This window comes from Roseivivax halodurans JCM 10272 (assembly GCF_000521785.1).
Taxonomy (GTDB): Bacteria; Pseudomonadota; Alphaproteobacteria; order Rhodobacterales; family Rhodobacteraceae; genus Roseivivax; species Roseivivax halodurans.
The window spans coordinates 21,852-34,774 of record NZ_JALZ01000031.1; the positions used below are offsets into that span (position 1 = coordinate 21,852).

Annotated in this window: 16 protein-coding genes; 15 read left to right on the forward strand and 1 reads right to left on the reverse strand. The window is 60.9% G+C overall.

Annotated elements, in window-relative coordinates:
- The first annotated feature begins 571 nt into the window (after positions 1-571).
- From OCH239_RS17515 to OCH239_RS17580, 15 genes are all read left to right on the forward strand, one after another.
- Positions 572-952, forward strand: coding sequence for a hypothetical protein (locus OCH239_RS17515; protein WP_037265522.1), 381 nt, complete (start codon positions 572-574; stop codon positions 950-952).
- A 227-nt stretch (positions 953-1,179) separates the two neighbouring features.
- Positions 1,180-2,430 (forward strand): DUF2254 domain-containing protein, encoded by a 1,251-nt coding sequence (locus OCH239_RS17520; RefSeq protein ID WP_051489576.1) that lies wholly within the window; start codon positions 1,180-1,182, stop codon positions 2,428-2,430.
- A gap of 70 nt (positions 2,431-2,500) precedes the next feature.
- Positions 2,501-2,671 (forward strand): hypothetical protein, encoded by a 171-nt coding sequence (locus tag OCH239_RS22830; RefSeq protein ID WP_157577936.1) that lies wholly within the window; start codon positions 2,501-2,503, stop codon positions 2,669-2,671.
- A gap of 335 nt (positions 2,672-3,006) precedes the next feature.
- Complete coding sequence (locus OCH239_RS17525; protein WP_051489577.1) at positions 3,007-4,170, forward strand: tyrosine-type recombinase/integrase; 1,164 nt, start codon at positions 3,007-3,009, stop codon at positions 4,168-4,170.
- 85 nt (positions 4,171-4,255) lie between these two features.
- Positions 4,256-4,429, forward strand: coding sequence for a helix-turn-helix transcriptional regulator (locus tag OCH239_RS17530; protein WP_244430389.1), 174 nt, complete (start codon positions 4,256-4,258; stop codon positions 4,427-4,429).
- An 882-nt stretch (positions 4,430-5,311) separates the two neighbouring features.
- Positions 5,312-5,566 (forward strand): helix-turn-helix transcriptional regulator, encoded by a 255-nt coding sequence (locus tag OCH239_RS22270; protein WP_244430388.1) that lies wholly within the window; start codon positions 5,312-5,314, stop codon positions 5,564-5,566.
- A gap of 107 nt (positions 5,567-5,673) precedes the next feature.
- Positions 5,674-6,030 carry a hypothetical protein gene (locus OCH239_RS17535; RefSeq protein ID WP_037265528.1) on the forward strand — a complete coding sequence of 119 codons (357 nt, stop codon included), beginning with the start codon at positions 5,674-5,676 and terminating at the stop codon, positions 6,028-6,030.
- A gap of 115 nt (positions 6,031-6,145) precedes the next feature.
- Positions 6,146-6,373, forward strand: a complete 228-nt coding sequence (locus tag OCH239_RS17540; protein WP_037265531.1) for a transcriptional coactivator p15/PC4 family protein — start codon at positions 6,146-6,148, stop codon at positions 6,371-6,373.
- Positions 6,373-7,440, forward strand: coding sequence for a bifunctional DNA primase/polymerase (locus OCH239_RS17545; protein WP_037265533.1), 1,068 nt, complete (start codon positions 6,373-6,375; stop codon positions 7,438-7,440). Before OCH239_RS17540 ends, OCH239_RS17545 begins: the two co-directional genes overlap by 1 nt.
- Positions 7,437-7,880 (forward strand): DUF5681 domain-containing protein, encoded by a 444-nt coding sequence (locus OCH239_RS17550; RefSeq protein ID WP_037265536.1) that lies wholly within the window; start codon positions 7,437-7,439, stop codon positions 7,878-7,880. The genes OCH239_RS17545 and OCH239_RS17550 overlap by 4 nt, the downstream gene beginning before the upstream one ends.
- Positions 7,881-7,998: 118 nt before the next feature.
- On the forward strand, positions 7,999-8,256 hold the full coding sequence (locus OCH239_RS17555; RefSeq protein ID WP_037265539.1) for a hypothetical protein: 258 nt from the start codon (positions 7,999-8,001) through the stop codon (positions 8,254-8,256).
- Positions 8,256-8,600, forward strand: coding sequence for a hypothetical protein (locus tag OCH239_RS17560; protein WP_037265542.1), 345 nt, complete (start codon positions 8,256-8,258; stop codon positions 8,598-8,600). The genes OCH239_RS17555 and OCH239_RS17560 overlap by 1 nt, the downstream gene beginning before the upstream one ends.
- 30 nt (positions 8,601-8,630) lie before the next feature.
- Positions 8,631-10,421, forward strand: coding sequence for a hypothetical protein (locus OCH239_RS17565; protein ID WP_037265545.1), 1,791 nt, complete (start codon positions 8,631-8,633; stop codon positions 10,419-10,421).
- Between the two features lie 285 nt (positions 10,422-10,706).
- A complete protein-coding gene (locus OCH239_RS17575; protein ID WP_037265550.1) occupies positions 10,707-11,369 on the forward strand; it encodes a DUF1028 domain-containing protein in 663 nt (220 codons plus the stop codon).
- Positions 11,370-11,604: 235 nt separating this feature from the next.
- Positions 11,605-12,096: a Panacea domain-containing protein gene (locus OCH239_RS17580; RefSeq protein WP_037265552.1), complete on the forward strand. Its 492-nt coding sequence runs from the start codon at positions 11,605-11,607 to the stop codon at positions 12,094-12,096.
- A 455-nt stretch (positions 12,097-12,551) separates the two neighbouring features.
- Here the strand turns inward: OCH239_RS17580 and OCH239_RS23160 are convergent.
- Positions 12,552-12,923 (reverse strand): Rap1a/Tai family immunity protein (locus OCH239_RS23160; protein ID WP_162150015.1); only part of this gene is annotated, 372 nt, incomplete at its 5' end.

Consider the following 12,923-nt stretch of genomic DNA (forward strand, 5'->3'; position numbering starts at 1 on the left):
CACGGCGCGTCCGTTAGGTTTCTGACTTCGCGGACTTCATGCGACGGCCCTAGGCTTGCGCTGCATAGCAGGACTGCCTTCACGTATTCGGTTATCGAAGCCCCGTAGGCTCTAGTGGGCGCCGCGATGGCCATTCTAAAGGTGCCGATCTCCGGGCGCGTCGGACTTCCCGCACGTTCATGCAGCGCGCAAGCATGTCGTGTATTGATCGACGGCCGGCCCCCGGACAGCGTAGCTCGCTTAAAAGATGTGGGGTTCAACTGAGCCGTTTACAAGCTCAGTCCATGCAGCCGCGGCCCACGGACACCCAGCTCCGCAAGCTCCGGACCGGCGATCCGCCACGATCGCAGATCATGTCGCACTGTGACGCAGCGTAGAGGTGCTTTCGGCAGCTGTTTCGGGCATGTCGAACCGCGCTGCGCGCTTGCCTTTGTCGGCGCGTCCACCATGTCATAGAGGTATTCGAATTCTATCTCGAACCTCTGTCTCCCTGACGGGCGCCCAGACTTTCGATTCAGTCTGAGAACGCCACCCTGCCGCATATCGCGGGCAGTCTCATGGAGACCTGAACATGACCAGCAAAGCAGTGACCGAGATCGGATCCGAGGGTTTGTCCAAGAGCACGTCCAGCGTGCCGGCGGACGTGAAGGCCGGTTTTCTCGTGCCGAACCACGCAGATCTCCTCCACCCCTTCATCATTCTCGCCGAGCCGGTCCACGGGCGGCAGGACATCCAGCGCAAGGCGTCGCCGTCGGAATCCAAGGCCGCAGAGACGGATCGCGTCGCGCGCGGCATCATCGCGGATGAAACCGAGAAACGCGACGAGAAGCTCCGCCGCCTGCGCGCCGCGCGGCTCGAGCGCAACGCGTCCGAAAAGCCCAAGATGAAACCCGGCAAACCAGGCAATACACCGGGACGCAAGGCATCCGCCGCGAAGTCCGCCAAGCGCTGAGCGGCTCACGATCCGGGGCTCTTTCCGCCTATGACGACGGGGCGGCTTTGGCTTTAATTGGCTTCTGAAATGGCGGTCTCGTCGGCTCGAAGCGGCTGGAGCGGCTATGCTGCCATAGGCAGTGCGTAAGGGCGCTCTCAACGCCTGTGCCCCGACCTAGGGAATCCAGCGCACGCATAACTCACGGCCCCTTGCCGGCGCGGGGGCCAGCGCCATCTCGCAAGAGAATGTTCCTCTCATATCTTTGGAAGCTGCGATTTTTCACGCGGCGCTTCTGGGTGCGCGCCGCGCTGATCTCGAGCTTCTCCTTCATCGTCGCGGCCTGCGCGCCATTGTCAGGCTTTCTGCCATTCGGACTCAACGACAGGATCGATACCGAAGCGCTGTCCCAGCTGCTGTCGATCCTCACGAATTCCATGCTGGCGGTGACGACCTTCTCGCTCTCGATCATGGTCACCGCCCATCTTGCGGCAGACGCCAACGCCACGCCGCGCGCCCACCGATTGTTGCAGGAAGACGGTCGCACGCAGACTGTGATCGCGACCTTCATCGGCGCCTTCGTTTACGCGCTCGCGCTCACGGTGATGCTGAACGCCGACCTGATCGCTGAAGGCGAGGTCGGTCTCGTCTATCTGGCGACCGTAGCCGTCCTGGGCGTGATCGTCGTCGCGATGCTGCGTTGGGTGGCACATCTCGTCGGATTGGGCAGCGTCGAGGAGACCATCCGCCGTGTCGAAGAGAGCGCGCGGAGATGTATCGATGCGCGAATTGACTCACCCTTCTTCGGTGGGCGCGAACTGACTTTTGTGCCAGACGACGTCACTGCGATCCGATCCCCGGCCTTCGGCTATGTCCTCAGTATCGATACCGCCGAACTGCAGAGGATCGTGGCTCAGCGCGACAGGAAATTTTATCTCGCCTGCAAACCCGGAGACTGGGTTCGGCCAGGAACGACCTTTGGCTGGATCTCGGGCGACGGTCTCGAGGCGGACGAGCGGTCCGCACTTGTCGCGGCCCTCGCGATCGGCGACCGCCGCGACTACGACAGAGACACGAGCTTTTCGCTTGTCGTCCTGACCGAAATCGCCGAGCGGGCGCTGTCGCCCGGCATCAACGACCCCGGTACGGCGATAGACGTGGTCGGCCGGCTCACCCGGCTGCTCTGGGCGATCCCAGTCGAGCGGGAAATGGCAGAGCCGACAGCGCCTGACGTGTTCGTGCTGCCGATCGACCTTTCCGAGATTATGTTCCGAACACTCGACCCAATCGCTCGGGATGGTCGGAATTTCGTGGAGGTTCAGATGTGCCTTCAGGAGGCGTATCGGACGCTCGCGTCACATGATCGCCCCGCGGCGGGAAAGATGGCGGCCGAACTCTCGAAACGACTGGAAGCCTACTGTCGCAACGAGGTGATGTTGCCGGAGGATGCCGATCGGATCGCAGACAGCGGCATCGGGCGATCGGAAGACTCCCATTGAACGATCTCGACTGAAGGGGGTCCGCAAGACCGGACCGTCGTAAGCGCAACGTGACGAGCGATGGTCATTCGTGGCGGATAAGCTCGAACGGGCAGTCGCAGAGGCACGCAGTCTGTTTTTTGACCGTCGTCTGAACCTCTACGAACGCGGAGTCCCCGACAGTGATGATGGCGAGCCGAAACTTCTCGACGCCAAGAAAGGTTTTCGGGCAGCGGAAGTCGAACTTGCGGTCTGGGGTTAAGCCGATGGGGGCATCGTTTTCGATCTCGCAACACCAGCGCGCGACGTGTCCGCCCTTCGCGACATGATGCCTTCGCTCACCTCGCCCGATGGCATTTTTGCCGAGGGCAGGGGGCGCTTGAGCGCTCTCATCTCGAACTCAAATTTCCAAGTGGGGGTGATGGTAGCGGAGGAGGCTACCGGTTTCGGGTCTCATGCAATCTCGACCCATCCCATATGTGCCTGTCGTGCATGAGGAAATCCTGAAATCTGTTCTCAGGAAGTCTCACGCGATCCCTTCCAATCCCATCGTTTATGATGGTAAGAATGATGGTAAGAATCGAGGGGTGACACCACATGGGAAAGCTGACCGCCCGCAAGGTGGCGACGCTTAAGACGCCAGGCTTCTACGGCGACGGCGGATGTCTGTACCTCGCGGTCGGCGAGGGTAACTCGAAGTCGTGGGTCCTCCGTACGGTCGTTCACAGCAAGCGGCGCGACTATGGACTCGGCTCCGTTCAGCTCGTGTCCTTGGCAGAGGCTCGCGAACTCGCGGTCGAGCTTCGGAAGGTTGCCCGGAAGGGTGGTGACCCGGCTCAGCACCTCAAGCGCGAGACGCTGACCTTCGAGGAGGCGACGCGGCGCTTCCATGCTGAATTGAGCAAGTCATTTCGCAGCGAGGGGCATTCGCAGCGATGGATCTCGGGAATGGAGCAGCACGCCTTCCCAAAGCTGAAGGACAGGCCACTCGAAACCATCACTAACAGCGACATCCTCGCCGTCCTCTCCGTGATCTGGGTAAGCAAGCACGATACCGCGAAGCGCATCAAGCAGCGCCTGGCCTCAATGTTCAACTGGGCGATCCACGCAGGCCACTATTCACAGACCAACCCGGTTACTGGAATCGAGAGTGCACTGCCGTCCATCAAATACAAGGCGGAGCACATGGCCGCGCTAGACTGGCGGAAGATGCCCGAGTTCATGGCGGAGCTTTCGCGCCGCCAAGGCAACGCCGCCCGATGCCTGGAGTACATTATTTTCACGCTTGCGAGGTCGAGCGAAGCACGAGAGGCGCAGTGGAAAGAGATTGTGGACGTCATTTGGTTCGTCCCGCCCCAGCGGATGAAGAGCGGCGTTCTGCACCGCGTCCCACTTTCTCCTGGGGCAATGAAGGTGCTCGAACAGATGGAAGGGCTGGGCCAGGATCTCATCTTTCCCAGCGCCCACGCTGGGCCGGGCGTGGAGAAGCCGCTGTCAGACACCGTATTCAAGTCGCTTATGGACCGGATGAAGTACTTCGACCTCACCACGCATGGTTTCCGAAGCACGTTCCGCGACTGGTGTTCGGAATACGCCAAGGTTGAGCGCGAGGTCGCGGAAGCAGCGCTGGCGCATGCCTTCGGTGACAAGGTCGAACGCAGTTACGCCCGGTCTGATCTGTTCGAGCGGCGCGGCGAGGTCATGGAGAAATGGAGCCGCTTCCTACTCGGGGAGGAAGCGAAGGTGGTGAAACTTGCCTGATCCGATTTCCTTAAACTACGCCGAAACTTCGGAGGTCTATTCCTCTCGTCAGTCAACGAAAGGTAGAAGGATGACTGACAGGATTATGCGCCGCCCCGAGGTCGAGAAGATCACCGGCCTGAGCAAAAGCACACTGTACCGGATGATCGCGCGTGGCGACTTTCCGGCACCGGCGAAGATTGGCGAGCGCGCTGTGGGCTGGCGCGCCCGAACGCTCCATACATGGCTCGAGTCAACTCAAGAATGCGACGCTAGATGATTAAGTCCCAGCGCCCCGAAAGTGCCATCGGTAGAAGCAAGGGAGGGTGGCGAGGTTTGTTCAATACACCACGGGATGAATGATGGCGGCGCCTGAATTTGAGAGCGCGGTGGAGTGGGTCGAGCAAGTTTCTCGGCCCTGGGTCGCCAGAGGCCAAATCATTGCACCACGCCTTGAGGCCGAAGAAGTAAGTCTGAGGTTTTTTCTTGGAGTATATTGGCTGCCAGACGATGACGGGCCATCCGCTTCACGTGAATCTGGGCGATTTGTGTGCTCAGAAGATGCAGCGCTAAAACTTCTGGCAATGTGTGAGAAAAGTCGTGCTGCGTTTGACCTTATTTCCGCCGTTGCCGCAGATTATCTGAACCGGGACGATGAGCTGCCTTCAACCTTAAGGCTTTTCGCAGCGCTTAAGATTTCAGATCAACTTTCCCCCCCAAAGCCGACTCGTAGGAGCCGAACCAATGCAAGGAACTTCTTCCTACTGATGTTAGCGAAGACCGTTGCATCCGATAAGGGACTGTCGCTTACCCGAGGCGCGGCCTCAAAGGAGGAAACAAGTGCTTGCGACGCGGTCGTCGAGGGCTTGAGGCGCAACGGTCATCACGTATCGGAGCGTGCGATAAAGGAGCTTTGCGTGGGCAGTGGAAAAGAAAACCGAAGGATCAGGGCTGAAATTATCGAGCTTCAATCCGCTTTCCAGTTCGCTTGCGACGCAGGTGTAATCCCAAAGCGGGTTTTGGACCGTGAATGGAACCGTGTCGGAGTTAATAAATTATCTCCGTCATGACTTAGGCTATGCCTCCGATCAATTATCAACCCATGGCAATCAAAGCCGAGGGTTGAGCACTTAGCCCGCGGCGCAGACCCGAGGGCTGAGATATGCAGACGACTTTCGTGGATAGTCACGCCACTGGCAATATGGGGTGCGCGCCCAAGCGAGCCGTTCCAACCGATCCCCTGCTCCGAGACAGGGAAGCGGCGACAATTCTCGGCGCTTCTGTTTCGACGTTCTGGCGTCGTGTTCAGGACGGCACCATTCCGCGTCCTCTGAAAATCGGTGGAATGAGCCGTTGGAAGCAAAGCGAGATCCAAGCCGTAATCGAAACCGCCGCTGCCAATCGCGAGGCCGCGTAAAAGAAACCCCCGCAACCCTCTTCGGGCGGCAGGGGCAATTTCTTGTGCAGCGGTGCCTAGAGATTAGCGAAGTCCGCCCGATCCTACAAGTGAAAATGGATCGAGCAATGAAGACCGAAACTGCAATCCCTCCCGCCAATACGCGCCGCATCTGGCGTGTCGCGGATCTGCCATCTGACCGTGTCGCAGCCACATACGCCGTGCAGCACGGTGACGGCTCCGTCACGCACCACATCCTTTCGAAGCGCCGCCGCCAGGTGATGGATCTCCTGATCGAGGCGCCCGTCTACTGTGCGTCGCCGGTGCGAATTTCGGACATCGTGCATCTGCTGAAGCGGGAGACCGGTGTGGCGATCCACACGGATTACTACGCTGGTGACCCGAACACAGGGGCAGGTGGGTACGGTACGTACACGCTTTTCTCGAAAGTGTGGCGCGTCGCCTGCCATCAGGTGGCGGCATGAGTGCCCGCAGGATCTCCCGGCGCGACCTGCAGGCTCGGCGGATTCGCTGGCAGACCGGAGCTTCCGAGGCCACCGCGCGTGTCATCGCCGGGCTCGCCTACGGGGGGTGCGACTGATGGGCGTGTTTACCAAGATCCGGAAGAACGACCGCGAGGAAATCCGCGTCATGCGGAATGACTTCAAGGGGCATGACATGATCAACGTCCGCGTCTTCTACGACGCGGGCGGCGAGATGAAGCCCGGCAAGCAGGGTATCGCGTTCAAGGCCGAACTGCTGAGCGACGTTCTGTGGGCGCTGAATGAAGCGTTGCAGATGCCGCCCGAGTGCGGGGGGACGCCGTGATGGGGGTCTACGCCCTGCATGTTGGTGACTTCGCGGATCACGACCTCGCCGCGTTTCCGGTCGATACGCGGGCCAAACGCCCGGCGGTCAAAGGCTGGCAGGATGCCAACGCGAGCAAGTCGCGGGCTTGGGCACGTTCGCCGAAGTTCGCTTCTGCTGACGGGCTCGGCATCGTCATGGGCAAGCCCTCGGGGATTGTAGAAGTCGATGTGGACGCCGTGGGCGATGCTTGGCTCGCAATGGCCGTGGAGCGGTACGGCGAGACACCGATCACGATCCGCACCGCCTCGGGTAAGTCGAAGCTCTGGTACCGGCACAACGGGGAGGGGCGCAGCGTTCGCCCCTTCTCGGACATGCCTGTCGATATCCTCGGAGATGGCTTCACCATCGCTCCGCCGTCGAGACGCGACGACCTCGGTGCCTCGTACACCTTCCGGACGGGCTGCCTGGATGATGTCGCGAACCTTCCGACCATCCCGGCGGGAGCAATCGACATGCCCGCTCAGAGGGCCGCAGGGACGGTCAGGAGCGGCGAGCGCAATGCAAGCCTCTGGCGCTGGTGCATGGCGGAGGCGCGCCACTGCGACGACGTAGAGGCGCTGATCGATGCCGCGGCAACATGGTGCAGCGCATTTCTCGATCCGCTTGCGACCAAGGAAGTCGAGGGCTGCGCGCGCTCGGCGTGGACCTACGAGAGCAGCGGCCGGAACTTCATCGGTCTGAAGAAGCCCCAACTCACGAACGGAGACATGATCATGGACGGTCTGATCGACCAGCCGGAAGCGTACGCGCTGTATCTGCTGTTCCAGCGCTGGCACAGAAATCGTCCTGCATTCGCGATTGCTCCGAGAGCCATGAGCGATGCGGGCTCGCCACCTTGGCCGCGTCGTCGCATCGAAAGCGCCAGAGATGTCCTGATCGAGCGGGGCTTCATTACCGAGGTTCGCTCTCCCCGAAAGGGTCGCCGCCAGTGTGGCCTCTACAGCCTCACTCCCCAATCCCTACCGGGGGGAGGGGTGTATAGTGATTGTGCCCAGATCCGGGCATTTTCCGGAGCCTCGGCATGACCGCCTCCTCCAAGCGTAACAACGCCGGGAAAACGTACACCGACGACAGCGGCAAGTTCGCTCCCGGCAACCCCGGTCGCCCCAAGGGCGCACGCCACCGCATCACCCGCGCAGTCGAAGAACTGCTGGAGGGTGAAGCCGAGGGCATTACCCGCAAAGCGGTCGAGATGGCGCTCGAAGGTGACACTACCGCCATGCGTCTCTGCTTGGAGCGGATCGCGCCCGCGAAGAAGGACGCGCCGGTCGAGTTCGACCTCCCCGAGATGACCACCGCCGCGGACGCCACCAAGGCCGCGCAAGCGGTGCTGCGCGCTGTTTCCGATGGTGAGCTGACCCCGAGCGAGGCGACGAGCGTGATGCACCTCGTGGAGAGCTACCGGCGCGCTCTGGAGACCGAGGAACTGGAACGCCGGATCGCGGCACTGGAGGCCGCCAAATGACCTGCATCTCGCAACAACTCAGCGTGCTTGAGGAAAGCGTCGGAGCAGGCGTCCAGCGTGAGCGACCGGGGACAACGGCAGGCGCGGTACTGGTGCCGCTCAGAAAGGGGGAGGCGACATGAAGAACATGGAGAGCCGCATCGCACGACTGGAAAGCGAGACGCCGAGTGTCCCGACGGTAGGCGCTATCATAATCCGCTCGGCGATCCGTCCCGGTTCAAGCGAACCTGTCAAAGCTTTTGCCTACCTTCTGAGCCGCGCAGAACCGAGCCGGCAGTTGCATATCCGCGATGGTGAAACCTTCGAGGAATTCAATGAGCGCGTGGAACGCGCTTCAAGCCAAGCAGAGACCAGCGGCAAGAAAGGAGAGAAATAATGTTCGGGCAAGGAATGTTCCTAAATCCCGCCAACGCTACTCCGGAGGACATCCAGCGCAAGCGCGAAGCTTTGCAAGCGATCCTTGATGGCGAACCGCGCCCGCAATCAGCAGGGGCAGGGCTGGCGCATGCAGCGGCCGACATTGTTGGCGCCTTTGGACAGCGAAAGCTCGATAAGGTCGAGCGCCTTGGGCGCGCGGGTGCAACAGCCGAGGTTTCGAACGCCCTTGGCAAGAATGCCAGCGCCTTTGGCGAGAGTGTCGGCGCCTTCGGTGCTGGTGGTGGCGCGAGCGGCTTTGGTGCGGGCCTGAGCGGTTTGTTTTCGCTCTTTGGCGGGCGCTGACCCGGGGCAGCACATAGGAATGTTGAGAACATGAACACCGAGCAATATAGAACCCTGACCCCGGAACAGCAGGCGGCGGTGATGCGTGCCGAAGCCAGGATGAGACAGGCGCAGCAGGACGCGTTGACGCGAGCTGAGGCCGGAACGAGGCAGGGACCGGGGCAGCCCGGAGCGACGGGGAATGCCCCCGCCCAAGCGCCCCAGAACCTCACGACAGAGCAGCGCCGCCGCCGCTTGCAGCTTCTCCAGGAGCAAGCACGAATTCGTGCCGCGCAGGGCAGTGGCCTGGACCAGGAAACGCGGAGGTTGCTTGAAGCCGCCCGAGCGACCGAGCTTTTGCAGCAGCACGGCGACCAGGCGGACCCCGCACAAAAGGGATGGGGCCAGACCTTCCGCGAAAACATCTTCGGCGACGACGCCCCGGATACGCAGAACTTCGGTGAGCGCGTCGGCTCGGCACTGAACAAGGCTGGCGAAGCCATGACCTTCGGCCTTGTCGGGGATGAGACCTCGGCAGCAGTCGAAAGCCTTGTGCCGGGCGTGAACTACGATGATCGGCGTGACCATTACCGCCAACAGGAAGAGGTTCTGGAGCGGGACAATCCGGGGCTTGCCTTAGGTGCTGACATTGGCGGCTCTGTGGCGGGCGCTGTGCTGCCTCTGGGCGCCGCCGGGACACTCAGCCGAGGTGCGAGCCTCATGCCGCGAGTGGGCGCCTCTGTGGCTGCTGGAGGCGCAGGCGGGGCAACCTACGGGTTCATGGAGGGCGAAGGGTTGTCCGACCGGACTACCGACGCGCAGACAGGCGCGAAGTTCGGCGCTGCGGCCGGTCTCGCCGCCGTGCCAGTTGGGGCCGCCGTGCAGCGGGCCGGGGATGCGATAGTCGGTAGACGCGCTATGGCGAATGCCGCGCGAAATGCCCCTTCCTCGGAAGAGCTTCGCGCAATGGGTCAGGCTGCATATCGCCAGATTGATGATGCTGGCGTGCAGATCAAGCCCGAGGCTTTCGAGCGCAACCGGCAACGGATCGTGGATGTTCTGCGGCGCGGTACCGGCTTCGATGAGTTGCCGGGGCCGGGAAGCCTCACGCCGAACTCGGCGCGCGTGAGTCAGATTATGGGTGAAGCGTCTTCCCGGATGGCGCAAGAGTCGACCGCAGCCCTGCCGTTCCGCAGTTTGGATCAGATGCGCAGGCAGGCCGGTGCAGCCGCTGGCAATGTCACGAACAAGACGGACCAGCAGGCCGGGATGACAATTATCGAAGGGCTGGACGACTTTATTGAAAACCTGTCTCCAGATGATGTTGTCGTGGGTGACGCTAAAGCGCTGAAAGACGCCATCCCGAAGGCCCGTGACCTATGGGCGCGGATGTCCCGGTCGCAGCAGATTGACGATGCCATCGCGCAGGAGGGTAACTACCTCTCCGGCGGGGCGAGCGCGATCCGCAATCAGTTCGCGAAGATCCTCCGCAATCCCAAGCTCTCCCGCGGCTTTTCCGAGGCCGAGAAAGCGGCCATGCGGCGCGTGGTACAGGGGTCGGCGCCCAAGCGGATCCTGGACCTGCTTGGCGGCGGGCTCGGACAGCTCACGCAAATCGGGGCGGGCTTCGGTATCGGCGGCCTTCCCGGCGCAGCCCTTGGCGCAGGAACGGCGACACTCGCCCGGAAGGGGTCGGAAGCCATTACCAACCGCAATGCTGAGATAGCGCGGGCCATCATCGCAGGCGGCAAGATGCGCGGCGGGCTGCCTGTGGCGAGCGAGGCGAACCGGCGGGTTATTGAAGCGCTCATTCGCCGGAAAGCCGTAGCGGTCCCCCAATGATTGCTGAGACCGCAGCAGATCACACATGGCTGAAGCAGGTTCTCTTCCACTTCGACACCACCCCGGAAGTGACCAGCAGGGCTGAGTACGAGCACTACATTGGGCAGCTTTTTCAGATGCGGGCAAGGGTGGATGGAGACGGGGACATGGGAGCCATCGCCATGGCATACGCGCTTATGCTCAGGCTCCAGGATTATGAGGCGACGGCACCCAAGTATGAGGACGTAGCCGGGCGCGAACCCGCTTGGTAGGACCTAAAGCGGTAGGAGTTGGGATCGGGGACACATGGGCATTCTCAATACCTTTTCTCTCGCCGCTCTCTGCCCGAGAACCGGGATGATGGGGCTGGCAATATCGAGCGCGGCGCCTGCCGTCGGCCAGCATGTACCGTTCGTCACGGAAATTGGCGTCTTGGTCCCGCAGGCGCTGACCAGCCCGTGGATTGGAGGGCAAGGCTTGAAGCTGTTGCGCGTGGGATTTCCGCCAGATGCGGTGATTTCGCAAGTGCTCTCCCAAGACCCTGAACGGCAGAAGCGCCAAATCGGCGTGCTGGATCGCACCGGACGCACCGCCACGTTTACCGGGAGCGCCTGCGATGGTTGGGCAGGCGAGGTCGAGGGAAACGGTTTCATTGCCCTGGGCAACACGCTGACGGGCGCGGAAACCTTGAATGCTATGGCCCGGACGTTCGTGAGAAGCAGCAGCCTGGATCTCCCGGAACGCTTGATGCGCGCACTGGAAGCCGGGCAGGGAGCCGGGGCGGATAGCCGAGGAAAGACCTCATCATCACTTCGCGTAGTGAGCCGCAGCGGGGAAATGGTTGTTGACGGGCGTGTGGACCTGCATCCTGATCCAGTGACGAGGCTCCGCGGCGTACTTGAACAATCAGGGCAACTTCGGTCGCGAGGTAAACGCGAGACCTTGGACGCGATGATCAGGATGGGATGAGCCGTCGTTTGGTTCCAGTTACGACGCCTTCGAACTTAAAGCAAGGTAGCGTGCCCCCGCGGAAGTCATACTCTCAGGTGCCTGCAGTTGAAAAATTCTTTCAGCCGAAAGGCTTAGAGCGCCCCTACGGGGCATCCGATGATTCTTCCAAGCTAGGCCGCCACTCAAATTTTCTGTTTGACCCGATTCAAAGTTCGGTTGATACGCGTTATGTTCCCCAGTTGGAGGGTCCGTCATGTTTGAGAATTTCAAGTCTATCTCACCGAAGGCCGTGGCACGCTGGTTCGTGAACCACACCGACCGCGATTCTGGTGAAGTGATGACCCAGCTCAAGCTCCAAAAGCTGGTCTACTACGCAGAGGCGTGGTTCTTGGCAAACTTCGATAGGCCGCTTTTGAGCGAAGATTTCGAAGCGTGGGCGCACGGTCCTGCGGTAAAGTCCCTGTACGCCAAATACCGGGGCCACGGCTGGGAACCTATCCCTCCCCAGCCGGGCAAGTCCGTGCCAAAAGAGCTCGAGCCCTTCTTGCAGGCGGTGTACGACGAATATGGCCAATACAGCGCTAAGAAGCTTGAGCGTATGACTCACGAAGAGACCCCATGGCTTGAAGCAAGAGGGGCGTTGCCGCCTGAAGCCGCTTCCCGCACTGTGATTCCCAAAGTGAAGATTAGAAATTTTTATGCCGCGCGGATCGAAAAAGAAGCCATCGAACAACTTCAAAATTAACAGTGGACAGCAGGATAGAAAGCCTGCCGTTATCGGGGACGACATCAGGCCAGTTGCTGACAGCATGGCTAGTGTCAATCTCCGATACTTCCAGAAATCGCAAGAGTGCTTCTCAAAGTGGCAGAAGCGCGAGCTTCAGGCGTTTTCAGGATTTGTGGAAAAGATGGCCACCAAGACTGAGGCTCAAGTTACGTCGATCACTCAAACCTGCCATAGCCACAAAGGTAAGCAGAAGAAGCCTCCTCCGGAAGTGAGTCCGGACGTAAAAATGTATTCGTTGGACGTCGGCCCCAAGCAACGAGTACACGGCTTCTTTGTTTCGGGGACATTCTTCTTGGTTTGGCTGGATCGAGAAGGTTCGATACTCGGGCACTGAGGGTGGCGTGGGTTACATAGTCCATCAATTCCTGACGTTTGCGAAGCTAGAGCTGCTGAACGACAATTTACGTGGACCACTACGAGCATGGGAACGCCGCTCTCATGGCCAGCCAAACCAGAACCCGCGCCGACTCGTGCCGGCTTTCTGGCGATCCGGACAGGTAGGCCAGGACCACATCGCGCAGTTGTTCGTTGGATGCGTTGTCCGGGGTGCAGTGGCCTACCAGTTCATTGATGGTCTTGTTCGCACTCTGCGTATTTACGCTAGGCATGAGTTGTTCGGACGCGACAAATGCGCCCCAGCTCTGGCCCTCAACCTGTCCTACGATGTACCCGATGCAAAAGCCGGCCATGACGGCATTCTCGGAGCGGCAAGCTTCGTATAGTTCGTTCCCATCGATTTGCTGCGCGCTGGCTTCGGAGGCGAACTGAACCGCGCCGGGTTTGCC

Excerpts from the sequence above, each read along its gene's own strand:
- OCH239_RS17520 (WP_051489576.1), top strand. The coding sequence starts at position 1,180 with ATGTTCCTCTCATATCTTTGGAAGCTGCGATTTTTCACGCGGCGCTTC.
- OCH239_RS17560 (WP_037265542.1), top strand. The coding sequence starts at position 8,256 with ATGTTCGGGCAAGGAATGTTCCTAAATCCCGCCAACGCTACTCCGGAG.
- OCH239_RS17530 (WP_244430389.1), top strand. The coding sequence starts at position 4,256 with ATGCGCCGCCCCGAGGTCGAGAAGATCACCGGCCTGAGCAAAAGCACA.
- OCH239_RS17540 (WP_037265531.1), top strand. The coding sequence starts at position 6,146 with ATGGGCGTGTTTACCAAGATCCGGAAGAACGACCGCGAGGAAATCCGC.
- OCH239_RS17535 (WP_037265528.1), top strand. The coding sequence starts at position 5,674 with ATGAAGACCGAAACTGCAATCCCTCCCGCCAATACGCGCCGCATCTGG.
- OCH239_RS17550 (WP_037265536.1), top strand. The coding sequence starts at position 7,437 with ATGACCGCCTCCTCCAAGCGTAACAACGCCGGGAAAACGTACACCGAC.
- OCH239_RS17555 (WP_037265539.1), top strand. The coding sequence starts at position 7,999 with ATGAAGAACATGGAGAGCCGCATCGCACGACTGGAAAGCGAGACGCCG.
- OCH239_RS17545 (WP_037265533.1), top strand. The coding sequence starts at position 6,373 with ATGGGGGTCTACGCCCTGCATGTTGGTGACTTCGCGGATCACGACCTC.
- OCH239_RS17525 (WP_051489577.1), top strand. The coding sequence starts at position 3,007 with ATGGGAAAGCTGACCGCCCGCAAGGTGGCGACGCTTAAGACGCCAGGC.
- OCH239_RS17575 (WP_037265550.1), top strand. The coding sequence starts at position 10,707 with ATGGGCATTCTCAATACCTTTTCTCTCGCCGCTCTCTGCCCGAGAACC.
- OCH239_RS17580 (WP_037265552.1), top strand. The coding sequence starts at position 11,605 with ATGTTTGAGAATTTCAAGTCTATCTCACCGAAGGCCGTGGCACGCTGG.
- OCH239_RS17565 (WP_037265545.1), top strand. The coding sequence starts at position 8,631 with ATGAACACCGAGCAATATAGAACCCTGACCCCGGAACAGCAGGCGGCG.
- OCH239_RS22270 (WP_244430388.1), top strand. The coding sequence starts at position 5,312 with ATGCAGACGACTTTCGTGGATAGTCACGCCACTGGCAATATGGGGTGC.
- OCH239_RS17515 (WP_037265522.1), top strand. The coding sequence starts at position 572 with ATGACCAGCAAAGCAGTGACCGAGATCGGATCCGAGGGTTTGTCCAAG.